Genomic DNA, 26,238 nt, shown 5'->3' on the forward strand with positions numbered 1-26,238 from the left:
CCCGTCAGGCGACCGGGACCACCGTGTAGCGCCGGTTGGCCAGGGACGGGTTCTGCTCCCGGACGCGGAGCAGCGCGGCACCGTCGAGGTCCACGGTGCGGACCTGCGGCTGGTCGTCCAGCTCGAGGCCGACCACGCCGTCGGGCGCCACGACGATCGAGCGGCCCGTGACCCCCTTGCCGGCCTGCCCGACGGCGACCACGGCGGCCGTGTTCTCGATGGCCCGGGCGATCGCCAGGGTGCGCCAGTGCATCGCCTTGAGCTCACCGGCGGCCCACGCGGCAGGCACGACCAGCACCTGGGCGCCGGCATCGACCAGCCGGCGGGCCGACTCCGGGAACCGCAGGTCGTAGCAGGTCAGCACGCCGAACCTCAGTCCGCCCACGTCGAGCACGAGCGGCGGCGCGTCGACCGGACCGGGGGCGAGGCGGTCCGACTCGCGCTGCCCGAACGCGTCGTAGAGGTGCACCTTGCGGTACACGCCGATCAGCGCACCCGTGCCGTCGACCGCCACGACCGCGTTCACCGCGCGCGGGTCGTCGCCGTCGGCGGGGAGCGTGACGCCCGCCAGCACCGCCACCCCCGTCGCGGCCGCGCGCGTGCGCAGCATCGCCACGAACGGCCCGTTCAGGGGCTCCGCGTGCTCGACGCCCACGCCGCGCGGGTCGAAGCCCGACGCGTACTCCGGCACCACCAGCAGGTCCGCCCGCGTGCGCGCGGCGATGTCGAACGCGTCCTCGACCACCTGCCGGTTGGCGCCGTGGTCGTCGCTGACCCGCAGCTGGGCGACGGTCACCCGGACCGACGGCCGCACCGGCGGCTCGGGCGCGGCACTCACCGCGGCCCAGCCCCGCCGGCTCCGTCGGTCGGGGCGTCCGGCCGCTCGGGCGCGTCGCCCGCAGCACGGGGGCGGGACGTCCGCGGCCCGTCGGTCGTCGAGTCGCGCTCGGGCTCGTCAGGCAGGTATCCCCACGGCGCGACCTCGACGTCGGCGTCGACCTCCGAGTCGGGACCGGCCGCACCGGCGTCGACCAGCCCGAGGTCCGCGTGCGGGCCGTCGGTCCGGTCGTCGTCGTCGTCGAGACCCAGCTTCTTCGCGCGACGGTCGACCACGCGCAGCTGCTTGGTCAGCGACAGGAACAGGAACACCAGCGCGACGGCGAGCAGGAACGTGAACACGAACCCGAGGAACCCCGGCGAGCCGACGGGGCTCCCGTCGATGTTGACGTCCGACGGCGACGGGCTGGGGGCCGGCGCCGCCGTCAGCAGGGCGGCGATCATGCGCGCAGACCGGCGAAGAGGTCGTCCTCGGGCAGCGTCACGGGCACACGCGAGGACGCCAGCTCGTACTCCTCGGTGGGCCACTGGGCGATCTCGAGCTCGCGCGGGATGGCGAAGAAGAAGCCGTCGGGGTCGATCTGCGTCGCGTGGGCGCGCAGGGCGTCGTCCCGCTGACCGAAGTACGCGGAGCACTCGATGCGCGTGGTGACCTCGCGCTCGGGGATCTCGCGGGCCTGTCGGGAGTCGATCCAGTCGCCGAACGGCGACTCGCGCCCCGCGGCGACCAGGGCGTCGTGCACGGCGCGCATGCGCACGAGCGAGAAGCCGTGGTTGTAGTACAGCTTCGAGGGCGTCCAGGGCTCGCCTCGGCCGACGTAACGCTCGGGGTCGCCGGCCGCCTCGAACGCCTCCACCGAGACCCGGTGGCACATGATGTGGTCCGGGTGCGGGTAACCGCCCGACGGGTCGTACGTGGTGATGACATGGGGCCGGAACTCGCGGACCAGCTGCACCAGCGGGGCCGACGCCTCCTCCAGCGGGACCAGCCCGAAGCACCCGTCCGGCAGCGGCGGCAGCGGGTCGCCCTCGGGCAGGCCGGAGTCGACGAAGCCGAGCCACCGGTGCTGCACGCCGAGCGCGGCCGCGGCGGCCGCCATCTCGTGGCGCCGGTACTCGCGCATCCCGTCCAGGCCGCCGTCGACCGGCGGGTGCTGCGTGTTGAGCACGTCACCCCGCTCGCCGCCGGTGCACGAGACGACGAGGACGTCGACGCCCTCGGCCGCGTACTTCGCCGTGGTCGCTGCACCCTTGCTCGACTCGTCGTCGGGGTGGGCGTGCACCGCCATCAGGCGCAGCCGCTCTCCGGTCACCTCGGGCCTCCCGTCGGTCGCCCGCCGGGGACCGCGGACGCGGACACGCTCGGCACGGGCGGGTGGTTGGACGAGAGACAATGATCGCGCACGCGGCGGCCCCGTCGCGCCACCGTCCCGCGGCACCCACGCGTCCGCGCTCGACCCCGCGCTCGACCGACCGAGGAGCTCCGTGACCGACTCGCCCGCCACCCGACCTCCGGCCGGGCGCTACGGCCCCGAGCCCACGGCACGGTCGGCCCGGCGCGGACGCCTCGGCCTCGTCGTCGCGGGGGTGCTGGGCGTCGCCCTGGTGATCTGGATCGGGCTCAACCTGGCGGGTCAGCCGGTGTCGTGGAAGGACGTCGGCTTCCACGTCCAGGGGCCGCGCGCCGTCGACGTGACGTTCGAGGTGACCAAGGCGAAGGAGGCCACCGTGACGTGCACCGTCACCGCGCTCTCCGAGTCCTACGCCGAGGTGGGCGTGCGCAAGGTGGACGTCGGCCCGGCGGACACGGCCACCCGGCGGGTCACGGTCACGGTGCAGACCACCGAGCTCGCGGTGAGCGGCACGGTCGAGCGCTGCGACCTCGTCGACGGGCCGTCGTCGGCCCCCTGACGCACCCCCCGAACGGGCGACGGCCGGCACGCCGAGGGCCCTCGCGACGCCTCGTGCGGGGTGATTCTGGGCCTCGGTGCGCCCGCCCTTGCTATCCTGGTCGTTTCAACGCCGCCCCGGTCCGGCACCACCACCGGTCGACGTGACCGAGAGGAAACGGCGGAGCACCCCTTCAGTACCCCGATCGTGGACGTGTCCCTGGATGCGTCCGCCCGACCGGACTGCCGAGCGCACGCCCCTGCGGCGCAGACACCGGCACGTCCGGCACACACGCAAGGAAAGGAGCGATCGTGACCGATACGACTGCGGCCACATGGCTGACCCAGGAGGCCTACGACCGCCTCACGGCTGAGCTCGCACGCCTCGAAGGAGAGGGCCGCGCCGAGGTCACCGCCCGCATCGCCGCCGCGCGCGACGAGGGCGACCTCAAGGAGAACGGCGGCTACCACGCCGCGCGCGAGGAGCAGGCGAAGCAGGAGGCCCGCATCCGCGAGCTCAAGGAGAAGCTGCGCAACGTGCAGATCGGCACGCCCAAGGACGACGGCATCGTCGAGCCCGGCATGGTCGTGACGGCCGTCGTCGCCGGCGACGAGATGGTCTTCCTGCTCGGCTCGCGCGAGATCGCGGGGACCTCCGACATCGAGGTCTTCTCCCCGACGTCCCCGCTGGGTGCGGCCATCAACGGCCACAAGATCGGCGACTCGACCACCTACACCGCGCCCAACGGGCGCGAGATCCCGGTCGAGATCACGGACGCGAAGCCCTTCGCGGGCTGACCCGCCGCACGCCCGAACGAGGCGCCATCCCCGCGGGGGTGGCGCCTCGTCCGCGCTGTCCCCGCGGGGGTGGCGCTCGTCCGCTGTCGACGCAGGGATGGGTGCAGGATCGGGCGCCCCGTGGGCCACCAGTCCTGCACCCATCCCTGCACCGATCCGGTCGGGGACCCGTGGCGGCGAAGGCCGTCAGTGGTTGGTGAGCCGGTAGCCGGCGCCGCGGAGCTGCTGGACCACGTAGTCGCAGTGGTCGGGCCCCTTGGTCTCCACCTGCACGACGATGGCCACCTCGTCGAGTTGCAGGTCGCCGACCGTCCGCGCGTGCGACACGTGCATGACGTTGCCGCCGGTGTCCGCCAGCGCGCGCAGCAGGTCCGCGAGCGCGCCCGGGGTGTCGTCGATCCGGACCTGCAGCTGCAGGAACCGCCCGGCCGAGGCGAGCCCGTGCCGGACGACGCGCATGAGGACGAGAGGGTCGATGTTGCCGCCGGACAGGATCGCGACGACGGGCCCCTCGAGGTCGCCGACGCCCGCCATGAGCGCGGCCACGGCGGCGGCGCCCGAGGGCTCGACCAGCATCTTCGCGCGCTCCGCGACGAGCAGCAGCGCCCGGGAGAGGTCCTCCTCCGAGACGGTCCGGACCTCGACCTTGTGCGAGGCCAGGATCTCGAACGGGACGCTGCCGGGCATCCCCACGGCGATACCGTCGGCCATCGTGCGCAGCTCGGGCGCCGCGATCGGGTGGCCGGCGGCGAGCGAGGCCGGGTAGGCGGCAGCCCGGGCGGCCTGCACGCCGATCACCCGGACGTCGGGCCGGAGCTCCGCGAGCGCCGCGACCACGCCCGCCGCGAGCCCGCCCCCGCCGACCGGCACGACGACCGTTCTGACGTCCGGCACCTGCTCGGCGATCTCCAGGGCGATCGTGCCCTGACCGGCGACGACGTCCTCGTGGTCGAACGGGTGGATGAGGATCGCACCGGTGCGGTCCGCGAACTCGCGGGCGTGCACGAGGGCGTCGTCGACGCTGGTGCCGACCAGCTCGACCCGGGCGCCGTAGTCCCGCGTGGCCGCGATCTTGGGCAGCGCGGCGTCGGCGGGCATGAAGACCACGGCGGTGAGGCCGAGGATCCGGGCCGCCAGGGCGACGCCCTGCGCGTGGTTACCCGCGCTGGCGGCGACGACGCCGCGCGCCTTCTCCTCGTCCGACAGCCGCGCCATCCGGACGTAGGCGCCGCGCAGCTTGAACGAGCCGGCCCGCTGGAGGTTCTCGCACTTGAGCCACACCTCGGCGCCGACGACGTGCGAGAGCGCGCGGCTCAGCTGCACCGGGGTGTGGTCCGCGACGCCCTCGAGCATCGCGGCGGCGGCGCGGATCTCCGCGAGCCCGGTCATCGCGCGTCCGGCGTGGACGGGCCGTCGGCGTCGTCCGTCGACGAGGCATCCCGGGTCAGCGGGGCGTCGTCGGTCGTCGGGGAGTCGTCGGCACCGCCGTCGGCGTCCACGATGGCGGGACGCTTGTCGTCGGCCTCGGCCTGCGTCGCCACCCGCTCGGACGTCGCCTCGGCCACCTGCGCGATCGCGCGGTCGAGCACGGGATGCCCCCGCCCGCGCACGGGCACGTGGTCGTCGGTGCCCAGCTGCGGGAACTTGTCGTGCCCGTGCAGGTAGAGCATCACCGTGTTGATCGTCGCGACGAGGGGCACGGCGAACAGCGCGCCGACGATCCCGGCGACGAACGACCCGGCGGCGACGGAGAGCAGCACCGCGACGGGGTGCAGCGACACCGCGTGACCCATGAGGAACGGCTGCAGCACGTGCCCCTCGAGCTGCTGCACCAGGATGACGACGACGAGCATCCAGATCGCCGACGCCGGACCGTTGGAGACCAGGGCGACGAGGATCGCGACCGAGCCCGTGACGACGGCGCCGACGATCGGGATGAACGACCCGAGGAACACCAGCACGGCCAGCGGGAGCGCGAGCGGGACCTGCAGGATCGCCGCGCCGAGCCCGATGCCGACGGCGTCGACGGCGGCGACGAGGATCTGGGTCCGCGTGTAGGCGCCGAGCGTGACGAGCCCGCGCCGGCCGGCCTGGTGGACGTGCTCACGCGAGCCGCGCGGGAGCAGCCCGACGACCCACGCCCAGATGGAGCGGCCGTCGAGCAGGAAGAAGAACGTGCAGAAGAGCGCGATCAGCGTGCCGGCGGCGACGTGCGCGACGGTCGTCGTCGCGTGCAGGGCGCCCGAGACCAGCTCGGAGCTGCCTCCGCTCAACGACCCCTGGATCTTGTCCAGCCATCCGGAGATGTCGGTGGTGGTGAGCTGCAGCGGACCCTCGGCCAGCCAGGTGGTCAGCTTGTCGATGCCCTGCGCCGCCTGGTCCCACAGCTGGCCGAACCCCTTGACGATCGACCGGCCGGCCAGCGTCAGCAGGCCCGCCACGACGACCACGAGCCCGACGAGCGCGACCCCGACGGCCGCCACCCGCGGCATCCCCGTCCGGCGCTGCACCCAGCCGACGAACGGCGCGAGCAGCACCGTCAGCAGCAGGGCCACCGCGATGGGGACGACGACGACCTTGAGCTCGTTGAGGAGCCAGAGCAGCACCGCGAGCGCGGCGCCGATGAGGAGCAGCCGCCACGACCACGCGGCGGCGTTGCGCACCGACGCGGGGACCGACTGCCCGTCGGCCGCCCGCACGACCCCGGTCGCTGCGGGGGCGCCGGTCGTCGCGGGGCCGGTCTGCGGGCGGGACGCGCTCACGCGTCGCGCCCGGCGGCCAGCGCTGCCTCGACGTCCGCGATCAGGTCGGCGACGTCCTCGATGCCGACCGACAGGCGCACGAGGTCGTCGGGGACCTCGAGCTCCGTGCCGGCCACCGACCCGTGGGTCATCTTGTGGGGGTGCTCGACCAACGACTCGACGCCGCCCAGCGACTCCGCGAGCGTGAACACGTGGGTCGCCGCGCAGAATGCCAGCGCCGAGGCCTCGCTGCCGGTGCGGAACGAGATCATGCCGCCGAACCCGGTCATCTGACGCTTGGCGACCTCGTGGCCCGGGTGGCTCTCCAGGCCCGGGTAGATGACCGACGTCACCGCGTCGTGCGCGGCGAGGTGCTCGGCGATCGCCGTGGCGTTGCTGACGTGCCGGTCCATGCGAACCGCGAGGGTCTTGAGTCCGCGCAGCGTCAGCCACGCGTCGAACGGCCCCGCGACCGCGCCGGACGCGTTCTGGTGGAAGCGGACGGCGTCGGCGAGGCTCGTCGTCCCCGTCGGCCCGTCGAGCCCGACCGGCAGCTGCGAGCCGTCCGCGACCACCAGGGCGCCGCCGACGACGTCGGAGTGGCCGCCGATGTACTTCGTCGTCGAGTGCACGACGACGTCCGCGCCGAGCGCGAGCGGCTGCTGCAGGTAGGGCGTCGCGAAGGTGTTGTCGACGACGAGCAGCGCCCCGGCCGCCCGCGCGTGCGCCGCGAGGACCGCGATGTCGGCGATGCCGAGCAGCGGGTTGGTCGGCGTCTCGACCCACACGACCTTGGTCCGGCCCGGCTGGATGGCCGCGAGGACCGCGTCGGCGTCGGAGAGGTCGACGGGCGTGTGCTCGATGCCCCACGGGCCGAAGACGCGCGCGATCAGCCGGTACGTGCCGCCGTACGCGTCGTTCGGGATGACGACGTGGTCGCCCGGGCGCAGCGTGGCGCGCAGCAGCGTGTCCTCGGCCGCGAGGCCCGACGAGAACGCGAAGCCGGCCGAGCCGCCCTCGGCGGCGGCGAGCGCCGACTCGAGCGCGGTGCGGGTCGGGTTGGCCGAGCGCGAGTACTCGTACCCGCCCCGCAGGCCGCCGACACCGTCCTGCTTGTAGGTCGAGGTCGCATAGATCGGGGGGACGACCGCCCCGGTGGTGGGGTCCGGTTCCTGACCTGCATGGATGGCGCGGGTCGAGAAGCCTGCGGAGGACCAGTCGTCGTCGTGGGGGTGCGCGTGGTTCGTCACGCCTCACAGGCTAGGCGCTGGGGACGCCGAGGCCCTGTCGGGCGGTTCGGTGCGCCCCGGGTGCGCTCCGGGTCATGCGATGGTGCGCTCACAGTCTGGTATTGGTTCGGTCAAGGAATTCCCACGTCTTCGGGAACAGGAGGAGGGTGGGTGCCGTTGACATCGCCGGGAGGACCCAGGTGACCAACCGGGCTCCCGGAGAGGAAACAGAGTCATGAGCTGGCTGTTCGGATCCGCACTCACGTCCACGATGGTCGAGCCGGAGCGCGCCCTCGCGGGTCGCGACCGCTACGCCTACACCGTCCCGTCGACCCACACCGTCCTCGGCACCCCGCTGCAGGGCCCCTGGCCCGAGGGCACCGAGGTGCTCTACGTCGCGATGGGCTGTTTCTGGGGTGCCGAGCGCACCTTCTGGAAGGTCCCCGGCGTCGTGACCACGGCGGTCGGGTACCAGGGCGGGTTCACGCCCTTCCCGACCTACGAGGAGACCTGCACCGGCCGGACCGGGCACACCGAGATGGTGATGGTCGCCTACGACCCGTCGGTCGTCTCGGCCGAGGACCTGCTCAGGACGTTCTGGGAGTCCCACGACCCCACCCAGGGCTACCGGCAGGGCAACGACGTCGGCACCCAGTACCGGTCCGCGATCTACACGACCACGCCGGAGCAGGAGCTCGCCGCCCGCACCACGCGCGACGAGTACCAGCCGCGGCTGACCCGGGTCGGCTTCGGCCCGATCACCACGGAGATCCGGTCCGCGGACGACGCCGGGACCTTCTACTACGCCGAGGGCTACCACCAGCAGTACCTCGACAAGAACCCGAACGGCTACTGCGGCCTCGGTGGCACGGGCGTCTCCTGCCCGCGGCCGACCGGCGCCTGACCGTCGGCGGCTCGCCTTCCGGGTCGCCGCACCCCGCCCCGCTCGCCGTCCACGGCGGGCGGGGCGCTCCGCGTCCTGGCCCGGGGCAGAGGTGCGGGCGGGTGACCGACCTGCCCCCGCTGTCGGTCACCCGCCCGCCACGGGGCCGGCAACGGGTCCCCCGTGACCGTTGGCGGCCGCCCTTCGGCGTCGTCCGTGGCGGACCGACCGGGTCGCTCTCCCTGCCGGTCCGCGGCGAACGTATCCACGCCCGGCGGACCTCGTCCACGACCGTCCATCGGGCGCTGGACCCCGGTCCACCTGCACGAACGTCCATGTGACCCGGACGTCGCCCGTCAGTCCTCCGCGACCCGGTCCGTGTGCCCCAGGGGCTTGTCCGGCGCCACGACGTCGCGCACCAGCCGCTTCAGCGCGGGCAGCTCCGGGAACCCGCCCTCCGACGCCCGGTCCCACAGCAGCACGCCGTCGACCTCGACTCGGAACACCCCGCCCGTCGCCGGCCGCAGCGCGACCTCCCCGAGCTCCCGGTGGAACGTGGTGAGCAGCTCCTGCTGGTACCAGGCGGCGCGCAGCAGCCAGCGGCACTGCGTGCAGTAGGTGATCGCGACGCGCGGGAGGTCCATCGGGCAAGTCTCGCCCAGGGCCGCGGGAGCGGACAGACTGCAGCCATGACAGAGCTGCCCGCCCAGATCGGCGCGGTGATCGACGGCATCAATGCCGAGGACGCAGCACTCTTCGGGCACGCCTTCACCGACGACGCCGTCGTCGACGACTGGGGTCGGCGCTTCCAGGGCCCCTCGGAGATCGCGGGCTGGAACAGGTCCGACAACATCGAGAAGCACACCCGCATCCGCGTGACCGGCTACGAGCGGCACGGCGACGCGCACGTGGTGGCGATCGAGGTGAGCGGCGGCGGCTTCACCGGCGCGGGGACGTTCACCTTCCGGCTCGCCGACGACGGCCGCGTGACCAGCCTGCAGGTCACGTGAGCGAGACGGCACGCCTGGACGCACCGCTCGCGCTGGGTACGGCGCGCGACGCGGGCAGGGTGCTCGCGGCGGCACTCGTCTGCGGCGCGGCGGTCCTCCTCTTCGCGGTCCACGTCCGCCCGCTGGGTTACGTCCCGCTCCTCCTGGGCGTGGGCCTGGGGCTGGTCGTCGACAAGCGTCTGGGCAAGGACCTCGCGCTCGTCGCGCTCGGCCAGGTGATCATCAGCACGATCTCGCTCAAGGCGGACCTGTCGAACGCCGGCATGGCGCGGTTCACGGTGGCGCTGGGCCTCGCGGTCCTCGTCCCGACCGTGCTGAGCCGCCGCGCCTTCCGCGACGACAAGATCCACTTCCCGGTGCGCACGGGCCGCCGCTGGGAACGGTGGCAGTGGGTGTACCTCGGCGCCGTCGCCGTTGCCGCGTACCTGATCCTGCCGGCGTACTTCCTGGGCTCCGGGGTGTGGCAGAACTGGCCGGACCTCGACGGCACGCACGACATCGTGCGGCTGTTCGTCGGCGTCAACGCGGTCGGCATCTGGGACGAGCTGTTCTTCATCTGCGTCGTGCTGGCGCTGCTGCGCGCCCACTTCCCGTTCTGGCTGGCCAACCTCCTGCAGGCGGCGGTGTTCGTCTCGTTCCTCTGGGAGCTCGGGTACCGGTCGTGGGGGCCGCTGCTCACCATCCCGTTCGCGCTGATCCAGGGCTGGATCTTCCGGCGGACGTCGTCGCTGAGCTACGTGGTGGCGATCCACCTGACCTTCGACCTGGTCGTGTTCCTCGTGCTGGTGCACGCCCACGACCCGAGCCTGTTCGACATCTTCGTCACCGGCGGGTCGTAGGTTGGCCTGGTGACGCTGACGAACTGGGCCGGCAACTACACCTACCGCGCGACCGAGATCCACCACCCGCGCACCGTCGAGGAGCTGCAGGAGCTGGTGGCGGTCGCGCGCAAGGTCCGCGCCCTGGGCACGCGGCACTGCTTCAACGACCTTGCCGACGACCCGGCTGCGCTCGTCGGGCTCGACGGCCTGGAGTCCGCGCCGGAGATCGACGAGGCGGCCCGCACCGTCACCGTCACGGGCGGCACGCGGTACGGCACGCTCGCCCAGGTGCTGCACCCGGCCGGCTGGGCGGTGCACAACCTCGCGTCGCTGCCGCACATCTCCGTCGCGGGCGCGGTCGCCACGGCCACGCACGGTTCGGGCGACCGGTCGCAGAACCTCGCGGCCGCGGTCCGAGCGCTCGAGCTCGTCGGTCCCGACGGCACCATCCGGACCGTCCGGCGCGGCGACGCCGACTTCGCCGGCTCGGTCGTGGCGCTCGGGGCCCTGGGCGTCGCCACGCGCGTGACGCTCGACATCGAGCCCACGTACGACGTCGCCCAGGAGGTCCACGTCGACCTCCCCTGGAGCGAGGCCCTGGCGCACCTCGACGACATCACCGGCAGCGCCGACTCCGTCAGCCTCTTCACCGACTGGACCGGCGCCACCATCCAGCAGGTCTGGCGCAAGACGCGCGTCACCGACTCGTACGCGACGCGCACCGACTTCTTCGGCACGACGCCCGCCGACGGCCCCCGCCACCCGCTGCCCGGCATCGACCCCGTGAACTGCACCGCCCAGCTGGGCGAGCCGGGACCGTGGCACGACCGCCTGCCGCACTTCCGCATGGACTTCACGCCCAGCAACGGCGACGAGCTCCAGTCGGAGTACCTGGTCCCCCGCGCGCACGCCGTCGCGGCGCTCGAGGCGGTGCGCGCGCTGGCCGACCGGATCGCGCCGCTGCTGCAGGTCACCGAGGTCCGCACCATCGCCGGCGACGACCTCTGGCTCTCCACGGCGCAGGGCGGCGACCGCGTCGGCCTGCACTTCACCTGGCTCCCACGACAACCCGAGGTCGAGGCCCTGCTGCCGACGATCGAGGCCGCGCTGGCCCCCTTCGACGCCCGCCCGCACTGGGGCAAGCTCTTCGCCGACGAGCACCGCGACCTCGCCCGCCTCTACCCGCGCTGGGACGACTTCCGCTCGCTCGTCGCGCGCACGGACCCGGACGGCGTCTTCCGCAACGCATACCTAGACCGCCACGTGCTGTAACCCGCACCGCCCGCCTCCCCGCAACGTCCGAGCATCCGAGGCCCATAGCCCCCACGTGCTCGGACGTCCGCCGATCCCCCCGCACAACGTCCGAGCATCTGCGCGCTGTAGGGCACATCTGCTCGGACGTCCGCCCAAACCAACCCGCGACGTCCGAGGATCCGAGCGCTATGGCGCTCATTTGCTCGGACGTTGGTGGGTCAGGAGCGCCAGCGGTTGACCTTGGCCGTCAGGTCGGCGTCGCCGACGCGGCCGGTCGGCGAGAGGGTGACGACGGCGTCGGGGCGCAGACGCGGGTCGCTCGCATAGCGGTCCGCCAGCGAGGCCTCCGCCGCGGCGTCGCCGGCGTCGGCGGCGACGAGCAGCGCGGCGATCTCGTCGGCGAGCCGGTCCAGCTCGTCGGCGGGCGTCGGCGTCCCGGGCAGCGTGTCGCCCCAGACGTCCCAGAGCAGGAGCTCGTCGCGCTCGCGGTGCGCCAGCTCGGTCACCACGTAGCCGCGGACGAACTCGCGCCCGCAGAGCTCGGGCATCGACGGGTCGACGCCGTAGGTCGACACGTCCAGGCCGTCGCGCCGGTGGGCGAGCCACACCTCGGCGGCGGTCTCGAACGGCGCCCCGACACCGGTCGCCATGTCGTGCGAGTCGAAGCCGAACCAGTTCTCGGCCATGTTCAGCTCCGGGTCGAACCGCACCCAGCGCGAGCCGTCCCAGTACTCGCCGACCACGTGGTCGTGGTGGAACCCGGGCCGGAAGTAGCCGGAGAACCCGACCCGGCTGCGTGCCGGGATCCCGTGCTCGCGCAGCACGCCGACGGCGAACAAGGTGTGGTCGCGGCAGCAGCCGGCGATCTGCTGCGCGGGGGTCCGGGGCGCGCTCAGGGGCCCGGCGGACCGCTTCTGTGCCTCGTCGAGAAGGTCGGACAACCACCGCAGGTCGATGTCGTCGTCCTGCCCGTCGGCGAGGGCTTCGGCGCCCGCGCGGTAGTGGATGACGGTGGCGCAGGCGGCGGCGTGCAGCGCGCCCGGGTCGGTGGCGACGGCGGCGAGCAGCGGCGCGTGCCGGCCGGGGTCGGAGTAGCGGCTGTGGGTGGCGTAGTCGGCGAGCTCAGGCATGGGGCCAGCCTGGGGTCTGCCCCAGGGGCAGGGTCAAGAGACCGGTCGAGCCACGTGCACGACGACGCCCTCGTCGGACCACGGCACCGGATAGATCTCGCGCTCGGGTCCGCCCTGCGACCGCCCGCCCGACACGAACCACGTCTCGAGCGCGACGTACGCGCCGATGATCTCGGGGTACCGGCAGTCGGCCGCGGCGACCGGGACGTACGCCAGGTCGTGCGCGGGCTCCTGCCGCAGAGTGATCGCGCCGACCGGTGAGATCGCCCCCTCATAGGGCACGCATGTCTCGATGGGGCCGTCCCCGTCGAAGCCCACCGCGCCGTGGAACAGCACCCAGAACTCCGGCCCGTACGACGCCCCGCCCGCGTCGAGGAACGCGCGGATCTCCAGGACGTCCGACGCGAACGACGCGACCAGGTCGTCCTGCAGCACGTGGTGCCGCAGCGAGGCCACGGTGCGCGCGCCGACCGGCTCGACGACGACGTCGTCCACCCCGAACCGACCCGCGCGCGCCGGACCGTCCGGCTCGCCGAGGGCGTGCAGGACCAGGTCCAGCTCCGGCCCGCGCTCGGTGAGCTCCCGCTGGCGCCCAGCCCACCAGGACCGGATCGCGGCGGGCTGCCCGTTGCCCGTCGACAGCACCTCGGCGATCGTGCCCAGGGGCATCTCGAGACGGCGCAGGAGCGAGATCGTGTGCGCCCGCTCCAGCTGGCCGAGGTCGTAGTACCGGTACCCGCTGTCGGGTGCGACGCGAACCGGCTCCAGCAGCCCGCGGGCGTCGTAGAGCCGCAGCGCCTTGAGCGAGAGCCCGGTGCGCCGCGCGAACTCCCCGATCGTCACCTCGTCGGCCACGGCCCGAGGATAGCGACGGCCGGGGCCGCGAGGGCGGAGACAGTGACGGCCCCCGACGCCGGAGCGCAGGGGGCCGTCAGCGTCGGGTCAGTTGCTGGTGCCGACGATGTCGACCACGAACACGAGGGTGTCGCCACCCTTGATGCCGGCCTGCGGCGCGCCGCGGTCGCCGTAGCCCAGGTGCGACGGGATCGAGAGCAGCACGCGCGAGCCGACCTGCTGGCCGACGAGCCCCTCGTCCCAGCCGCCGATGACCCGACCGATGCCGATGGGGAAGCTGATCGAGGAACCGCGGTCGTACGAGTTGTCGAACACACCGCCCTGCCAGGACTGGCCGAGGTAGTGCACCTCGAGGTCGTCGCCGGCCTCGACGAGAGCGCCGTCGCCGCGGGACAGGACCACGACCTCGAGCTCTGCGGACGGCGAGGCGTCGGGGAAGGTCAGCGTCGGCTTCTGGCCGAAGGAACCGGAGACCTCGGGCAGCGCTGCGGACATGGGGGTACTCCTTCGGTGGATGACAGTGCGCGCACCATCTTGCCAACCCCGACCGACAGACGCCGAACCGAGGGGGTTGACGCGCGTGGCTAATGGCATTAGCTTTCACGTCATGGCAACCATCCAGTACCTGCAGCGCCCCGAGGGGCGGATCGCCTACACGGTCGAGGGGCCGGCCCAGGGGCCGCTCGTCGTCCTCATCCCGGGCATGGGGGACCTGCGCAGCACCTGGCGCGAGCTCACCGGCCCGCTCGCCGACGCCGGCCACCGCGTCGCGGTCATGGACCTGCGCGGCCACGGCGACTCGGACACCACGTTCGCCACCCACGGCGACGTCGTCACGGGCCAGGACGCGCTCGCGCTGGTCGAGCACCTGGGCGGGCCGGCGGTCCTCGTCGGCAACTCGATGGGCGCCGCCGCCGCCGGCTGGGCAGCCGCCGAGCGGACCGACCTCGTCGCCGGCCTCGTCCTCACGGGCCCGTTCCTGCGCGAGCGTCCGATGCCCGCGGCCGTCGTCGCGGTCCTGCACGGCCTCGAGCGGGTGCTGTTCGCCCGCCCCTGGGGCGGCGCCGTGTGGGCGTCGTACTACCGCGGCTACCTCAACCGCGGCACCAAGGCGCCGTGGCTCGACGAGCACGTCGCGGACCTGCGCGCCGCGATGAAGGACCCCGCCCACCTGCGCTCCTTCCGGCACCTCACCGTCCAGCTCACGCACGCGCCGGTCGAGGCGCGCGTCCCCGAGATCGTCGCGCCGGCCGTGGCGTTCGTCGGCGCGGTCGACCCCGACTTCGCGGACCCGGCCGCCGAGGCCGAGTGGATCCGCGGCGCGATCGACGCCGACGTGACCCTGATCCCCGACGTCGGGCACTACCCGCAGAACCAGGCCCCGGAGGTCGTCGTGCCCCGCACGCTCGCCTTCCTCGCGGACCTCCCCCGCGACGCCGCCGGCCGGTTCCAGGTCCGCGAGGGCGCACGTGCCTAGGGCGGGGCTCGACCGCGCCGCCGTCGTCGACCTGGCCCTGGCGGTCGTCGACGACGGCGGCACCACGGGCTTCGCCGACCTCACGCTCTCGGCCGTGGCGGCCCGCGCCGGTGTCGCGGTGCCGAGCCTCTACAAGCACGTCGCCGGCCTGCCCGCGCTGCGCCGCGAGGTCGCGCTGGTCTGCATCGAGGAGTTCGCGGACGCGCTGCGGGCGGCGCGCGCGGAGCACGACGGCGCCGACCTGGTCCCGGCCATGGCGCGGGCGATCCGCGACCTCGCGCGCCGCCGCCCCGGACGCTACGGGGCGGTCCAGGGCGCGGCCTGGGTCCACGACCCCGACGCGCAGGCCGTCCGCGAGGCGAGCGTCCGGGTCGTGGACGAGCTCGCCGACGCCGTCGCCGCGCTGGGCGTCCCCGAGGAGCGCCACGTCGACGCCGTCCGTGCCGTGCGTGCCGCGGTGCACGGGTTCGTCGTCCTCGAGCTGGACGGCGGCTTCGGCATGCCCGACGACGTCGACGTGAGCTTCGAGTTCCTCGTCGCCGGCCTGGTCGGAGGCCTCGAGCGCCTGGGGGTCAGCTCCCCCGCGTGACGGCCAGCGCGGCCGCGGCGCGCGCGATCGCCGACCGGTACGCGGCCTCGTCGAACGCGAACGGTCCGAAGCCGGAGTAGTCGCGCCCGGGGCGGTGCGGCTGGCGGAACCCGTCCCACACCACGACCCCGTCGGCGACGGTGATCCGCGCGTCGAGCGGCCAGCACCCGAGCTCCCCGCAGTCGCACCCGAGCAACGACGCGGCGCCGGGCTCGCCGAGCGGGCCGCGCCCGACGAGATGCTGGTCGAGATCCCCCAGCCGGACCTGGTCGAGCACGAGCCCGTCGTACCCGCCGGCCACGTCGAAGCCCGCCGTGGCCTCGAAGGCCCGGACCAGGTCGACGAGGCTGACGCCGTCCACGACGGGCGTCAGCCGGACGGCGGCGCGACCCTCGACGTCGCCGACCGCGAACGACACCGTCGAGGTCATCGAACGACCGACGCCGGCAGCCCGGCGTGCACCTCCCGCAGCCACTGCAGCTGGCGGGCCACCTGGAACGCCTGCCCGCCCTCGTGCTGGTTGTAGGCGTAGACCTCGATCTCGGTGGCCGGCCGCGCCGACGACAGCCCCGCGTAGTGGTTGTACGCCGCGAAGACCGTCGACGGGGGGCAGGTCTGGTCGCGCAGGGCCACCGAGAAGAGCGCGGGCGCCGACGCTCTGCGCGCGAAGTGCACGCCGTCGAGGTACGACATCGTGCGCATCACGACGGCCTCCTGGTCGCGGTGCACGGCGAGGTACTGCACGAGCTCGCCGTACGGGAACGCGTCTGTGATCCCCAGCGCCCGGGGGTAGTGGCACAGGAACGGCACGTCGGGCATGACCGCGACGAGGTCGTCGGCGAGCCCACCGACCGCGAGCGCGAGCCCGCCGCCCTGGCTGATCCCCGTGACGGCCACGCGGGAGGCGTCGACGCCCGGCAGCGCCCGCACGGCGTCGACGGCCCGCACGCCGTCGGTGATGAGCCGGCGGTAGTAGTGGTCGTGGTGGTCGAGCACCCCGCGCGTCATGACGCCCGGCGACGCCGGCCCGGAGCCCGCGGGATCCGGGGTGTGGCCGCCGTTGCCCCACGCGGACCCCTGCCCGCGGGTGTCCATCACCAGGTGCACGTACCCCGCCGCGGCCCAGGCGAGCCGCTCGTGCGCGAACCCGCGCCCGCCGCCGTACCCGATGAGCTCGACGACCGCCGGCAGGTCACCGGACACCCCGGCCGGCCGGGTCACCCACGCCTTGATCTGGTGCCCGCCGAAGCCCGCGAACGACACGTCGAACGCCTCGATCATCGTGAGGGCCGTGTCCACCGGCGCCACGGTCAGCTCGAGGTCGAAGCGGCGCGCCTCCGCCAGGGTCGACGCCCAGAAGTCGTCGAAGTCGGCCGGCTCGTCCAGCTCGGGCAGGTAGCGCTCGAGCTCGGGCAGGGGCAGGTCGAACAGAGCCATCGTTCTCCTTCGGGTGGCAGGACGGGACACGCGTCAGCGTGCGAGGAACCCCAGCAGGTCGTGTCGCGTCAGCACCCCGACGGGCGACCCGTCGTCGACCACCATGAGCGCGTCCGCCTTCTGCAGCGCCGAGCGCGCGGACTCGACGCTCTCGCCGGACCCGATGAGCGGCAGGGCGGACGACATGTGCCGGTCGACCCGGTCCGAGAGCTCGGCCTCCCCCGAGAACACGGCGTCGAGCAGCTCGCGCTCGCTCACGGCACCGGCCACCTCGCCGATCTTCACGGGCGGCTCGGCCCCGACGACCGGCATCTGCGAGACGCCGTACTCGTGCAGGATCTCGATGGCGTCGCGCACGGTCTCGTTCGGGTGCGTGTGCACGAGGTCGGGCAGCGCGCCGGTCTTGGTACGCAGCACGTCGGCCACCGTGGCGCCCTCGTCGGCGGCCAGGAACCCGTACGAGCGCATCCACGAGTCGTTGAAGATCTTCGAGAGGTAGCCGCGCCCGCTGTCGGGCAGGAGCACGACGATCACGGCCTCGGCGGCAGCGGCCGGATCGGACTCCTGCAGCTGCCGGGCGTACCGCAGCGTCGCCTCGACGGCCATCCCGCACGAGCCGCCGACCAGCAGGCCCTCCTCGCGGGCGAGCCGCCGCGTCATCGCGAAGGAGTCCGCGTCGGAGACGGCGATGATCTCGTCGGGCACGGCCGGGTCGTACGCGGTGGGCCAGAAGTCCTCGCCGACGCCCTCGACCAGGTACGGCCGCCCGTCGCCGCCGCTGTACACCGAGCCGGCGGGGTCGGCGCCGATGACGACCACCCGCCCCTCGGAGACGTCGTGGAGGAACCGGCCGGTCCCGGTGATCGTGCCGCCCGTGCCGACGCCCGCGACCAGGTGCGTCACGCGCCCGTCGGTGTCGGCCCAGATCTCCGGGCCGGTCGACTCGTAGTGGCTGGCCGGACCGTTCGGGTTGGCGTACTGGTTGGGCTTCCAGCCGCCGGGGGTGTCGCGCGCCAGGCGGTCGGAGACCGAGTAGTACGAGTTGGGGTGGTCGGGCGCGACGGCCGTGGGGGTCACGACGACCTCGGCGCCGTAGGCCCGCAGCACGTCCCGCTTGTCCTGGCTGACCTTGTCGGGGCAGACGAACACGCAGCGGTAGCCCTTGCGCTGGGCGACGAGGGCCAGGCCGACGCCGGTGTTGCCGCTGGTCGGCTCCACGATGGTGCCGCCGGGCTGCAGCTCGCCGCTCGCCTCCGCGGCCTCGATCATCTTCAGGGCGATCCGGTCCTTCACGGAGCCGCCGGGGTTCATGTACTCGACCTTGGCGAGGATCGTCGCCGACAGGCCTGCGGTCACGGACGTGAGCTGGACGAGCGGGGTGCCGCCGACGAGCTCCGAGATGTGCTTCGCGTACTTCACTGCTGCTGCTCCCAGGGGTGTTGGGGCGGGCAGACACGCGTCGGCCCGGATGCGCATCGATCATCGCATCCGGGCCGACGAGAGGCCGTGCTCGACGAGCTAGTTGCGACCCTGCAGGATCGCGAACAGCCGCAGGAACTCGAGGTACAGCCAGACCAGCGTGACGATGAGGCCGAAGGCGGCCGACCACGCGAACTTGGCCGGGGCGCCGTTCTCGACACCGCGCTTGATCGCGTCGAAGTCGACGATCAGGCTGGCCGCGGCGAGCCCCACGCCGACCAGGCCGGCGAGCACGCCCCAGATGCCGTTGCGGAACGGCCCGAAGCCGTCGCTGGCGAGGAAGAACGACGCGACGAAGTTGGCCACCGAGAAGAGCAGGTACCCGACCATCGCGATGATCAGCCACCGCGTGAACTTCGGGGTGACGCGCACCTTGCCGGAACGGAACAGGAACAGCGCGCCCGCGAAGGTGGCGACCGTCGCGATGACCGCCTGCGTGACGATGGGCGCGGCCGTGCCGGTCGAGGTGCCCTCGACCACGTAGTTCTGGAACAGGTAGCTGATCCCGCCGAGGAACAGCCCCTCAGCCGCCGTGTAGAGGATGATCAGCGGCGGGCTCGGCTCCTTGCGGAACGCGTTGACCAGGCCGAGGACCAGGCCGGCCAGCATGCCGACCCAGAGCAGCCACGGCATCGACGGCGTGAGGTACCAGGACCCCGCCGCGACGACCACCAGCAGCGCGAGCAGCCCGCCGGTCTTGATGATGACGTCGTCGTACGTCAGACGGCCCGTGTCCCGCGTCGTCGCGGACGGCGCGTTGTACAGGGTGTCGAGCGTGGCGGCGTCGGCCGTCTGGGCGCCGGCGGTGCCGTAGGAGACCGTCGACGCGGGTGACTTCTGGCCCCGGCGCTGGACGGGGTCCTGGAAGACCGGACTGTTGTTGAACACGGGATTGGCCATGGCGTCCTCCTGGACGGATCGGGCGCTGTCAGACAAGGCTGTCACCGTAGCGAACGTGGACAGGGGCGCGTTCGTTCCCGACATTCCTGACCTCACGGGTCCTCGGCCTTTCGGCTGGGCCTCGCTCCCCCCATGGTCCGATGTATCGCCTTGCGACCCGCCCGTAGGGTCGTCAACGGTTCTGCTCCCGACGACGAGGAACGGCTGATGATCGAGGCCCACGAACTGACCAAGAGATACGGCACGAAGCTGGCGGTGGACGGCATCTCGTTCACCGTGCAGCCCGGAAGGGTCACCGGGTTCCTGGGACCCAACGGTGCCGGCAAGTCCACCACCATGCGCATGATCGTCGGCCTCGACAAGCCGACGCACGGCAGCGTCACCGTGAACGGCAAGCGGTACGCCGAGCACCACTCCCCGCTCACCCAGGTGGGAGCGCTCCTCGAGGCGAAGGCGGTCCACACGGGCCGCAGCGCCCGCAACCACCTGCGCGCCATCGCCGCGACGCACGGCATCGGCGACAAGCGCGTCAACGAGGTCATCTCGATGACCGGCCTCGACACCGTCGCCAAGCGGCGGGTCGGCGGGTTCTCCCTCGGCATGGGCCAGCGGCTCGGCATCGCCGCGGCCCTCGTCGGCGACCCGCAGACGCTGATCCTCGACGAGCCGGTCAACGGCCTCGACCCCGAGGGTGTCCTCTGGGTGCGCAACCTGGTCAAGTACCTGGCCGCGTCCGAGGGCCGGACCGTCTTCCTGTCGTCGCACCTCATGAGCGAGATGGCCGTGACGGCCGACCACCTGATCGTGATCGGCCGCGGCAAGATCATCGCCGACGGTCCGGTCGACTCGGTGATCGCCCAGGCCACGCGGGCCACCGTCCGCGTCCGGTCCCCGCAGGCCACGGACCTCGCGGCCCGTCTCGCCGGCCCGGCCGTCACGGTGACCCCGTCGGCCGACGGCCTGCTCGAGATCCACGGCGCGACCGCGGTCGAGGTCGGCGAGATCGCCGCCAAGCACGGGTTCGTGCTCCACGAGCTGACGCCCGTGTCGGGTTCGCTCGAGGAGGCGTACATGTCGCTGACCTCCGAGTCGGTCGAGTACCACTCGGCAGCGCTCCCCGGCGACGCGTCCGAGCCGCACGGCGCCCACGCCGCGACCACCGCCCCGACCACCGGAGAGGACGCCCGATGAGCGCCGCCGTCGCCACCGAGCCGCACCGCCACGCCACGGCCCCGGCCAGCTACAAGCTCGGCTTCGGGCACCTGCTGCGGGGTGAGTGGATCAAGTTCTCGTCGGTCCGCTCGACCACGTGGACCCTGGGGATCTTCGTCGTCGCCACGGTCGGCCTGGTCGTCCTGATCAGCCTGGCCTTCGTCAACGTGCCGTCCCCGGAGGACGGCGGCCCGCCGCCCGGCACCGCCAACAACCCGCTCGACCCGCTGAGCATCGCCGTGACGCTCGCCCAGCTGGCCGTGGCGGTGCTCGGCGCGCTCACCATCACCAGCGAGTACAGCACCGGCATGATCCGGTCCAGCCTCACCGCCGTGCCCAAGCGCCTGCCCGTGCTGTGGTCCAAGGCGATCGTGCTCGTCGTCTCGGTGTTCGTCGTCGCGCTGGTCGCCGTCGCGCTCTCCGTGACGCTGCAGTGGCTGTTCTACGACAGCAAGGGCTTCTCGATCGACGTGACGGACCCGGAGATGATCCGGCCGCTCGTCGGCACCGCCGTGTACCTGGCGACGATCGCCCTGTTCGCCTACGCGCTCGGTGCGCTCATGCGGCACTCGGCTGCGGCCCTGGCCACCGTCCTCGGGCTCCTGCTCGTGGCGCCCATCCTGCTCAGCGCCATCCCCTGGAAGCCGCTGACCTACATGTTCCCGTTCCTCCCGGGGGTCGCGGGGCAGCAGCTCACCCAGACCCAGGCCCAGCTCGACGCCAGCGCCGCGGCGTCGACCGTCGGCGCCGACCTCACGGCCTGGCAGGGCTACGGGGTGCTCGTCCTCTGGGTCGTCGTCGTCCTCGGGGTGGCCGCCGTGCTGCTCAAGAAGCGCGACGCCTGACCGCAGGCACCACGAAGGGGCGGTCCCGGACGGGACCGCCCCTTCGTGGTGGGTGCAGGCAGGTCAGACGACCTCGCCGAGCGCCTCCTCCGGTACGCCCTCGAGCTCCTCGGCGTCGCGGTTCCAGCGCGACCACAGCACCCGCTCACCCACCGTGCGGGCCAGCATGTGGCCGAAGACGAGGAACGTGATGATGCCGACCGCGAGCACGGCGACGGCGACCCAGTACGGCGCGCGCAGCCCGACGTGCTCGGCAAGCAGGCCGGCGACGACCGGTGCCGGCGCCGCGAAGCCCCAGCGGACCAGGTTGAACGCGCCCGTGGTGACGCGGCGGTCGGGCGAGCCGGTGGCGAGCGCCAGGTCCGTGAGGTTCGCGTTGCAGATGCCCATGCAGACGCCCGCGACGATGAGCACGACCACGGACTGCGCGGTGCTGTGCGACGTGGCCAGGCCGACGAGCGTGAGCATGAGGACGATCAGCGCGAACCCGACGGTCTGCACGGCGCCGAAGCGGTGCGCGAGCCGGTGCCCCACCACGAGGATGCCGAAGGCGAGCCCGACGCCCCACGCCGTGAACACGAGCCCGAGCGGCACGACGTCCAGGCCCAGGAAGATCGGCGTGAAGCCGAGCACGATGAAGAACACGAAGTTGTAGGTCGCGGTGATGACGCAGAGCGCGACGAACGCGGGCCGGCGGAACGGGTGGAACACCTCGCCGAACCGGAGCTGCGCCGGCATGACCTCGGGGTCCTTGAGCCGCGTCAGCGAGATGATGAGCGCCGCGATCATGAACAGCCCGCACAGGAAGAACGGCACGCGCCAGCTGATCTGGCCGAGCAGGCCACCGATCAGCGGGCCGATGGCGAACCCGAGCCCCACGCAGGTCTCGAACAGCTCGACGACCCACTTCTTGTCGTTGGCCAGCGAGACCAGCAGCACCATGGCGGTGGCGAAGAACATCGCGTTCCCGAGGCCCCACAGGCCCCGCAGCGCGGCGAGCGACACGATCCCGTTCGACAGCGAGGCGAGGATCGCGGCGACGGCGACCGTGCTCACCCCGGTGGCGAGGACCTTCTTGTAGCCGAACTTCCCGGTCGCGATGACCGCCGGGATCATGCCGACCGCCATGACGGCGATGTACGCGGTGAAGAGCAGCTCGATCTGCCACGTGGTGGCGCCGATGGCGGCACCGATGGCGGGGAGGATCGGGTCCACGATCGCGATGCCGGCGATGGCGAAGAACGCCGTCAGGGCTGTCGAGTAGATCGCGGTCTTGTTCGGTTCGTTGCGGGATGACGCCACGGCTCGTCCTGTATCTGTCTAGGTATCTGTATGGACCAGGTAACTCCGTGTATGCTACACCCATGAGCGCCGACGAGTCAGCCGCCGCGGTCGAGACGCAGGTCGCGCTGCTGCTGCGCCTCGCGGACCGCAACCGCCGCACCACCACGCGCCTGGCCACCACGCTGGAACGCTCCGCCTACCTGGCCCTGCGGCTCCTGGACACCACCGGCCCGGCCGGCATCAACGAGATCGCGGACCACCTGCGCCTCGACGCGTCGACGGTCACCCGGCAGGTGCTGGCGATGGAGGCGGCCGGCTTCGTCACCCGCGAGCGCGACGAGCACGATGGCCGCCGCGCGGTGGTCACCATGACGCCGGTGGGCACCACCGCGCTCGCCGAGACGCGGGCCGCCCGCGCCGACGTCTACGCCGACATCCTGGCCGACTGGTCGCCGGACGACCGTCGCCGGCTGGCCGACCTGCTGACGCGCCTCAACGACGACCTCGACTCGCACGCGACCCGCACCTGATGGCGGGCTCGACTAGCGTGGGCCGCCGCAGGACCGCCCGCCTCGACGAAGGAGATCGATGACCGACGCACCGGCCCGCCCGCGCCCCGCTCCGCTCGTGGGGGTGGTCGTCCGGACGGAACGGATCGCGGCGACCATGGTCCGCGTCGTCGTCGGCGGCCCCGGGCTCGCGTCGTTCGAGCCCTCCCCGCACGCCGACTCCTACGTCAAGGTCGTCTTCCTGCCGGCCGGCACGCCCCGCCCGCTGCGCGACGACGGCCGGCTGGACCTCGACGCCGTGCGCGCGGGTCTGCCGCCCGACCAGCAGCCCCGCCAGCGGTCCTACACCGTCCGTGCCTGGGACGGAGCCGCCGGCGAGCTCACGCTGGACTTCGTCGTGCACGGCGACGAGGGCATCGCCGGCCCGTGGTCGGCGATGGCGCAGCCCGGCGACGAGGTCCTGCTGGTCGGCCCCGGCGGCGCCTGGTCCCCCGACCACGCCGCGGCGTCGCACCTGTTCGCCGGCGACGCGAGCGCCCTGCCCGCCATCGCGGTCGCGCTCGAGCGCCTGCCCGCCGACGCCGTCGGCCACGCGGTCATCGAGGTGCACGACGCCGAGGACCAGATCCCTCTGACCTTCCCGTCGGGCGTGCGCGTCCACTGGGTCCACCAGGGCATCGGCGTCGCGGGCCTCGCGCTGGTCGACGCCGTCACGGCCCTGCCAGAGCTGCCTGCGCCCGTCAGCGCGTTCGTGCACGGCGAGGCCGGCGTCGTCCGCGAGCTGCGCCGGCACGTGCGGGTCGACCGCGGGATCACGCGCGACCAGCTGTCGGTCTCCGGCTACTGGCGGCTCGGCGCCGACGACGAAGGCTGGCGCGCCACCAAGCGCGACTGGCTCGCCACGATCGAGGAGTCGGAGCAGGGGCTCGACTGACCCATGTGGAGCGTCACGGTCGACTGCGCGAACCCGCGGCTCCTGGCGCGGTTCTGGGGTCAGGCCCTCGGGTACGTCGAGCCGCCGCCGCCGGACGGCTTCGACACGTGGGACGCCTGGGCCGAGCACCACGAGGTGCCGCAGGACGAGCGGGACGACGGCGCCTACCTGGCCGACCCCGACGGCGTGCTGCCGTCGATCTCGTTCCTCAGGGTGCCCGAGGGCAAGGTGGTCAAGAACCGGCTGCACCTGGACCTGTCGGTGTCGGGCGGCCGGTCCGCCCCGCAGCCCGAGCGCGAGGCCCTGATCCGCGCCGCCGTCGCACGGCTGACCGCCGCCGGCGCGACCGTCCTGGCCGAGCACGCCTTGCGCGGCGAGCTCGACCACGTGGTCTGCGCGGACCCGGAGGGCAACGAGTTCTGCGTGGTCTGACGCGTCCGGTGCCCCCGCCGGGGTTCGAACCCGGACTGTGCCGGGTTTAAGCCGGCTGCCTCTGCCAGTTGGGCTACGGGGGCCGCGCCACATCCTGCCAGCACACGGAGGAGCCCCCGGTCCTGGAGGACCGGGGGCTCTCGTCGTGCGTCGCTCAGGCGCTCTTGGCGCCCTTGGCGGTCGCCTTCTCGGCCGGCGAGCCGGCCTCGGCCTTGATGGCGGGCAGCGACGGGTCCTTCTCGCCGGGCTCGACGGCGCGCGGCTTGGGCGGCACGGACGCGGCACGGAACTCTGCGCGCGGGTCGTGCAGGCTGCCGAGCGCGACGACCTCGCGACGCAGCAGCAGCGACCCCGTCCAGCCCGCCGCGATCTTGATCTTGCGGTTGAAGGTGGGCATGGCGGCCACGTGGTACGAGCGGTGCAGGACCCACGCGAGGAAGCCGCGGACCTTGATCCGCCCGAACATCTGCGCGACGCCCTTGTACATCCCGAGCGACGCGACCGCGCCGATGTTCTTGTGCTTGTACTCCGTCAGCTCGGCCGAGCGGAGCACGCGGGCCAGGTTGTCGCCCAGGTGGTTGCCCTCGCGCAGCGCGTGCTGGGCGTTGGGCGGGCAGAACTTGCCCGGGTTGAACAGGTCCGGGACCGCGGCGCAGTCACCGGCGGCGTAGGCGTCGGGCACGACGTTGCCGTCGGCGTCGACCACCTGCAGGAACGCGTTGCACGTGACCCGCCCGAGCTGGTCCAGCGGCAGGTCCGAGTCCTTGAGCACCGGGTTGGCCTTCACGCCGGCGGTCCAGACGAGCGTCTCGGCGTCGAACTCGACCTTGTTCGACAGCACGACGTGGCCGTCGACGCAGCTGCTGAGGAACGTCGACAGGTGGATCTCGATGTCGCGCTTGCGCAGCTGCTCGAGCGTGTACCCGCCCAGCTCCTCGCTGACCTCGGGCAGGATGCGCGGCGAGCCCTCGACCAGCACGAACCGCAGCTCGTCCTGCTCGACGGCCTTGTAGTACTTCACCGCGGTGCGGGCCATGTCCTCGACCTCGCCCAGCGCCTCGATCCCGGCGAACCCACCGCCGACGAAGACGAAGGTGAGCATGCGAGCCCGGAGCTCCGGGTCCCAGGTGCTCGCCGCGATGTCGATGCGGTTGAGCACGTGGTTGCGCAGCGCGATGGCCTCTTCGACGTTCTTGAAGCCGATGCCGAAGTCCGCCAGGCCCGGGATGGGCAGCGTGCGGGCGACCGAACCGAGACCGACCACCAGGTGGTCGTACGTGATCCAGTACGCGTCGCCCTCCTCGGGCGTGATCTCGACCGTGCGGTCGGCGTGGTTGATGTGGCTGACCTTGCCCTGCAGCACGTCGACGCCCTTGAGCGCGCGGCGGTGCGGGGCGACGACGTTGCGCGGGTCGATCGAGCCGGCCGCGGCCTCCGGGAGGAACGGCGCGTAGGTCATGTACGGCCGGGGGTCGACGACGACGATGGCCGCCTCGCGCTTGCCGAGGCGCTTGCGCAGCCGGCGGGCCGTGTACAGACCCACGGTTCCGCCGCCGAGGATCACGACGCGGGGCACCTTGCGAGGCTTGCTCGGGCGGGTCGTGGCCGGGGCGGTGGCGACGTCGGAGGCAGGCTGAGGCATACCTCAACGGTAGCGGCGGCCGGGTGCGCGCGCCCTACCGGAACCTGGTGA

29 protein-coding genes and 1 tRNA gene are annotated in these 26,238 nt (G+C 73.0%); 13 read left to right on the forward strand and 17 right to left on the reverse strand.

Features of this window, described 5'->3' with window-relative positions; genetic code table 11:
• Positions 1-4: 4 nt before the first annotated feature.
• From AC1DT4_RS09055 to mca, 3 genes are read right to left on the reverse strand one after another with little or no spacing between them, the layout of a single operon-like run.
• On the reverse strand, positions 5-838 hold the full coding sequence (locus tag AC1DT4_RS09055) for a carbon-nitrogen hydrolase family protein (protein ID WP_477089452.1): 834 nt from the start codon (positions 836-838) through the stop codon (positions 5-7).
• Positions 835-1,281 (reverse strand): hypothetical protein, encoded by a 447-nt coding sequence (locus tag AC1DT4_RS09060; RefSeq protein ID WP_477089453.1) that lies wholly within the window; start codon positions 1,279-1,281, stop codon positions 835-837. The genes AC1DT4_RS09055 and AC1DT4_RS09060 overlap by 4 nt, the downstream gene beginning before the upstream one ends.
• On the reverse strand, positions 1,278-2,150 hold the full coding sequence (gene mca / locus AC1DT4_RS09065) for a mycothiol conjugate amidase Mca (RefSeq protein ID WP_477089454.1): 873 nt from the start codon (positions 2,148-2,150) through the stop codon (positions 1,278-1,280). The genes AC1DT4_RS09060 and mca overlap by 4 nt, the downstream gene beginning before the upstream one ends.
• A 172-nt stretch (positions 2,151-2,322) precedes the next feature.
• Here mca and AC1DT4_RS09070 point away from each other — a divergent pair, with 172 nt between their 5' ends.
• Both AC1DT4_RS09070 and greA read left to right on the forward strand, forming a co-directional pair.
• Positions 2,323-2,748, forward strand: coding sequence for a DUF4307 domain-containing protein (locus AC1DT4_RS09070; RefSeq protein WP_477089455.1), 426 nt, complete (start codon positions 2,323-2,325; stop codon positions 2,746-2,748).
• A gap of 290 nt (positions 2,749-3,038) precedes the next feature.
• Positions 3,039-3,524 carry a transcription elongation factor GreA gene (gene greA / locus AC1DT4_RS09075; protein ID WP_477089456.1) on the forward strand — a complete coding sequence of 162 codons (486 nt, stop codon included), beginning with the start codon at positions 3,039-3,041 and terminating at the stop codon, positions 3,522-3,524.
• Between the two features lie 186 nt (positions 3,525-3,710).
• Here the strand turns inward: greA and ilvA are convergent, their stop codons facing one another.
• Genes ilvA through AC1DT4_RS09090 form a run of 3 tightly spaced genes read right to left on the reverse strand, consistent with a single transcriptional unit; the run spans position 3,711 to position 7,515 of the window.
• Positions 3,711-4,913 carry a threonine ammonia-lyase gene (gene ilvA / locus AC1DT4_RS09080; protein WP_477089457.1) on the reverse strand — a complete coding sequence of 401 codons (1,203 nt, stop codon included), beginning with the start codon at positions 4,911-4,913 and terminating at the stop codon, positions 3,711-3,713.
• Entirely contained in the window at positions 4,910-6,286 is a 1,377-nt protein-coding gene (locus AC1DT4_RS09085) for an AI-2E family transporter (RefSeq protein WP_477089458.1), read from the reverse strand. The genes ilvA and AC1DT4_RS09085 overlap by 4 nt, the downstream gene beginning before the upstream one ends.
• Positions 6,283-7,515 carry a cystathionine gamma-synthase gene (locus tag AC1DT4_RS09090; RefSeq protein ID WP_477089459.1) on the reverse strand — a complete coding sequence of 411 codons (1,233 nt, stop codon included), beginning with the start codon at positions 7,513-7,515 and terminating at the stop codon, positions 6,283-6,285. Before AC1DT4_RS09090 ends, AC1DT4_RS09085 begins: the two co-directional genes overlap by 4 nt.
• Positions 7,516-7,729: 214 nt before the next feature.
• On the opposite strand from AC1DT4_RS09090, the gene msrA reads away from it, so the two are divergent.
• Complete coding sequence (gene msrA, locus AC1DT4_RS09095; RefSeq protein ID WP_477089460.1) at positions 7,730-8,398, forward strand: peptide-methionine (S)-S-oxide reductase MsrA; 669 nt, start codon at positions 7,730-7,732, stop codon at positions 8,396-8,398.
• Between the two features lie 335 nt (positions 8,399-8,733).
• Here the strand turns inward: msrA and AC1DT4_RS09100 are convergent, their stop codons facing one another.
• The gene (locus tag AC1DT4_RS09100) at positions 8,734-9,021 is read right to left on the reverse strand and encodes an Rdx family protein (RefSeq protein WP_477089461.1); all 288 of its coding nucleotides are present in this window, start codon (positions 9,019-9,021) and stop codon (positions 8,734-8,736) included.
• 45 nt (positions 9,022-9,066) lie between these two features.
• On the opposite strand from AC1DT4_RS09100, the gene AC1DT4_RS09105 reads away from it, so the two are divergent.
• From AC1DT4_RS09105 to AC1DT4_RS09115, 3 genes are read left to right on the forward strand one after another with little or no spacing between them, the layout of a single operon-like run.
• On the forward strand, positions 9,067-9,387 hold the full coding sequence (locus AC1DT4_RS09105) for a nuclear transport factor 2 family protein (protein WP_477089462.1): 321 nt from the start codon (positions 9,067-9,069) through the stop codon (positions 9,385-9,387).
• Complete coding sequence (locus tag AC1DT4_RS09110) at positions 9,384-10,226, forward strand: lysostaphin resistance A-like protein (RefSeq protein ID WP_477089463.1); 843 nt, start codon at positions 9,384-9,386, stop codon at positions 10,224-10,226. Before AC1DT4_RS09105 ends, AC1DT4_RS09110 begins: the two co-directional genes overlap by 4 nt.
• A 9-nt stretch (positions 10,227-10,235) precedes the next feature.
• On the forward strand, positions 10,236-11,480 hold the full coding sequence (locus AC1DT4_RS09115) for a D-arabinono-1,4-lactone oxidase (protein WP_477089464.1): 1,245 nt from the start codon (positions 10,236-10,238) through the stop codon (positions 11,478-11,480).
• A 200-nt stretch (positions 11,481-11,680) separates the two neighbouring features.
• On the opposite strand, the gene AC1DT4_RS09120 is transcribed toward AC1DT4_RS09115, so the two are convergent.
• The 3 genes from AC1DT4_RS09120 to AC1DT4_RS09130 form a co-directional block, all read right to left on the reverse strand.
• Entirely contained in the window at positions 11,681-12,592 is a 912-nt protein-coding gene (locus AC1DT4_RS09120; protein WP_477089465.1) for a transglutaminase-like domain-containing protein, read from the reverse strand.
• 33 nt (positions 12,593-12,625) lie between these two features.
• Positions 12,626-13,447, reverse strand: a complete 822-nt coding sequence (locus AC1DT4_RS09125) for a MerR family transcriptional regulator (RefSeq protein WP_477089466.1) — start codon at positions 13,445-13,447, stop codon at positions 12,626-12,628.
• Positions 13,448-13,534: 87 nt separating this feature from the next.
• Positions 13,535-13,942 carry an FKBP-type peptidyl-prolyl cis-trans isomerase gene (locus AC1DT4_RS09130; RefSeq protein ID WP_421732557.1) on the reverse strand — a complete coding sequence of 136 codons (408 nt, stop codon included), beginning with the start codon at positions 13,940-13,942 and terminating at the stop codon, positions 13,535-13,537.
• A 112-nt stretch (positions 13,943-14,054) separates the two neighbouring features.
• Here AC1DT4_RS09130 and AC1DT4_RS09135 point away from each other — a divergent pair, with 112 nt between their 5' ends.
• Complete coding sequence (locus tag AC1DT4_RS09135; RefSeq protein ID WP_477089467.1) at positions 14,055-14,924, forward strand: alpha/beta fold hydrolase; 870 nt, start codon at positions 14,055-14,057, stop codon at positions 14,922-14,924.
• On the forward strand, positions 14,917-15,513 hold the full coding sequence (locus AC1DT4_RS09140) for a TetR/AcrR family transcriptional regulator (RefSeq protein WP_477089468.1): 597 nt from the start codon (positions 14,917-14,919) through the stop codon (positions 15,511-15,513). Before AC1DT4_RS09135 ends, AC1DT4_RS09140 begins: the two co-directional genes overlap by 8 nt.
• On the opposite strand, the gene AC1DT4_RS09145 is transcribed toward AC1DT4_RS09140, so the two are convergent.
• From AC1DT4_RS09145 to AC1DT4_RS09160, 4 genes are all read right to left on the reverse strand, one after another.
• Positions 15,497-15,943, reverse strand: coding sequence for a hypothetical protein (locus AC1DT4_RS09145; protein ID WP_477089469.1), 447 nt, complete (start codon positions 15,941-15,943; stop codon positions 15,497-15,499). The two genes, AC1DT4_RS09140 and AC1DT4_RS09145, sit on opposite strands and share 17 nt — an antisense overlap.
• Positions 15,940-16,950, reverse strand: a complete 1,011-nt coding sequence (locus AC1DT4_RS09150; RefSeq protein WP_477089470.1) for an acetylxylan esterase — start codon at positions 16,948-16,950, stop codon at positions 15,940-15,942. The genes AC1DT4_RS09145 and AC1DT4_RS09150 overlap by 4 nt, the downstream gene beginning before the upstream one ends.
• A gap of 33 nt (positions 16,951-16,983) precedes the next feature.
• On the reverse strand, positions 16,984-18,369 hold the full coding sequence (locus AC1DT4_RS09155; RefSeq protein ID WP_477089471.1) for a cystathionine beta-synthase: 1,386 nt from the start codon (positions 18,367-18,369) through the stop codon (positions 16,984-16,986).
• Positions 18,370-18,468: 99 nt separating this feature from the next.
• Positions 18,469-19,329 (reverse strand): Bax inhibitor-1/YccA family protein, encoded by an 861-nt coding sequence (locus AC1DT4_RS09160; protein ID WP_477089472.1) that lies wholly within the window; start codon positions 19,327-19,329, stop codon positions 18,469-18,471.
• Positions 19,330-19,536: 207 nt separating this feature from the next.
• Between AC1DT4_RS09160 and AC1DT4_RS09165 the strand changes: the two genes are divergently transcribed.
• Together AC1DT4_RS09165 and AC1DT4_RS09170 are read left to right on the forward strand one after the other, a co-directional pair.
• A complete protein-coding gene (locus AC1DT4_RS09165) occupies positions 19,537-20,520 on the forward strand; it encodes an ABC transporter ATP-binding protein (protein ID WP_477089473.1) in 984 nt (327 codons plus the stop codon).
• A complete protein-coding gene (locus tag AC1DT4_RS09170; protein ID WP_477089474.1) occupies positions 20,517-21,386 on the forward strand; it encodes an ABC transporter permease subunit in 870 nt (289 codons plus the stop codon). The genes AC1DT4_RS09165 and AC1DT4_RS09170 overlap by 4 nt, the downstream gene beginning before the upstream one ends.
• A 63-nt stretch (positions 21,387-21,449) precedes the next feature.
• Here the strand turns inward: AC1DT4_RS09170 and AC1DT4_RS09175 are convergent, their stop codons facing one another.
• Entirely contained in the window at positions 21,450-22,688 is a 1,239-nt protein-coding gene (locus AC1DT4_RS09175; RefSeq protein WP_477089475.1) for an MFS transporter, read from the reverse strand.
• 62 nt (positions 22,689-22,750) lie between these two features.
• On the opposite strand from AC1DT4_RS09175, the gene AC1DT4_RS09180 reads away from it, so the two are divergent.
• From AC1DT4_RS09180 to AC1DT4_RS09190, 3 genes are read left to right on the forward strand one after another with little or no spacing between them, the layout of a single operon-like run.
• Entirely contained in the window at positions 22,751-23,200 is a 450-nt protein-coding gene (locus AC1DT4_RS09180) for a MarR family winged helix-turn-helix transcriptional regulator (protein ID WP_477089476.1), read from the forward strand.
• Between the two features lie 58 nt (positions 23,201-23,258).
• Positions 23,259-24,113, forward strand: coding sequence for a siderophore-interacting protein (locus AC1DT4_RS09185; RefSeq protein WP_477089477.1), 855 nt, complete (start codon positions 23,259-23,261; stop codon positions 24,111-24,113).
• A 3-nt stretch (positions 24,114-24,116) separates the two neighbouring features.
• Entirely contained in the window at positions 24,117-24,545 is a 429-nt protein-coding gene (locus AC1DT4_RS09190; RefSeq protein WP_477089478.1) for a VOC family protein, read from the forward strand.
• Positions 24,546-24,554: 9 nt separating this feature from the next.
• On the opposite strand, the gene AC1DT4_RS09195 is transcribed toward AC1DT4_RS09190, so the two are convergent.
• Together AC1DT4_RS09195 and AC1DT4_RS09200 are read right to left on the reverse strand one after the other, a co-directional pair.
• A tRNA-Leu gene (locus tag AC1DT4_RS09195) sits at positions 24,555-24,628 on the reverse strand.
• Positions 24,629-24,699: 71 nt separating this feature from the next.
• Entirely contained in the window at positions 24,700-26,187 is a 1,488-nt protein-coding gene (locus AC1DT4_RS09200) for an NAD(P)/FAD-dependent oxidoreductase (RefSeq protein WP_477089479.1), read from the reverse strand.
• Between the last annotated feature and the right edge of the window lie 51 nt (positions 26,188-26,238).

This window comes from Cellulomonas sp. P4_D11 (assembly GCF_056401915.1).

Coding starts and splice junctions, on each gene's coding strand:
- msrA (WP_477089460.1), top strand. CDS start 7,730: ATGAGCTGGCTGTTCGGATCCGCACTCACGTCCACGATGGTCGAGCCG.
- AC1DT4_RS09130 (WP_421732557.1), bottom strand. CDS start 13,942: ATGTCCGCAGCGCTGCCCGAGGTCTCCGGTTCCTTCGGCCAGAAGCCG.
- AC1DT4_RS09145 (WP_477089469.1), bottom strand. CDS start 15,943: ATGACCTCGACGGTGTCGTTCGCGGTCGGCGACGTCGAGGGTCGCGCC.
- ilvA (WP_477089457.1), bottom strand. CDS start 4,913: ATGACCGGGCTCGCGGAGATCCGCGCCGCCGCCGCGATGCTCGAGGGC.
- AC1DT4_RS09165 (WP_477089473.1), top strand. CDS start 19,537: ATGATCGAGGCCCACGAACTGACCAAGAGATACGGCACGAAGCTGGCG.
- AC1DT4_RS09185 (WP_477089477.1), top strand. CDS start 23,259: ATGACCGACGCACCGGCCCGCCCGCGCCCCGCTCCGCTCGTGGGGGTG.
- AC1DT4_RS09180 (WP_477089476.1), top strand. CDS start 22,751: ATGAGCGCCGACGAGTCAGCCGCCGCGGTCGAGACGCAGGTCGCGCTG.
- AC1DT4_RS09160 (WP_477089472.1), bottom strand. CDS start 19,329: ATGGCCAATCCCGTGTTCAACAACAGTCCGGTCTTCCAGGACCCCGTC.
- AC1DT4_RS09105 (WP_477089462.1), top strand. CDS start 9,067: ATGACAGAGCTGCCCGCCCAGATCGGCGCGGTGATCGACGGCATCAAT.
- AC1DT4_RS09200 (WP_477089479.1), bottom strand. CDS start 26,187: ATGCCTCAGCCTGCCTCCGACGTCGCCACCGCCCCGGCCACGACCCGC.
- AC1DT4_RS09135 (WP_477089467.1), top strand. CDS start 14,055: ATGGCAACCATCCAGTACCTGCAGCGCCCCGAGGGGCGGATCGCCTAC.
- AC1DT4_RS09190 (WP_477089478.1), top strand. CDS start 24,117: ATGTGGAGCGTCACGGTCGACTGCGCGAACCCGCGGCTCCTGGCGCGG.
- AC1DT4_RS09120 (WP_477089465.1), bottom strand. CDS start 12,592: ATGCCTGAGCTCGCCGACTACGCCACCCACAGCCGCTACTCCGACCCC.
- AC1DT4_RS09170 (WP_477089474.1), top strand. CDS start 20,517: ATGAGCGCCGCCGTCGCCACCGAGCCGCACCGCCACGCCACGGCCCCG.
- AC1DT4_RS09100 (WP_477089461.1), bottom strand. CDS start 9,021: ATGGACCTCCCGCGCGTCGCGATCACCTACTGCACGCAGTGCCGCTGG.
- AC1DT4_RS09150 (WP_477089470.1), bottom strand. CDS start 16,950: ATGGCTCTGTTCGACCTGCCCCTGCCCGAGCTCGAGCGCTACCTGCCC.
- AC1DT4_RS09060 (WP_477089453.1), bottom strand. CDS start 1,281: ATGATCGCCGCCCTGCTGACGGCGGCGCCGGCCCCCAGCCCGTCGCCG.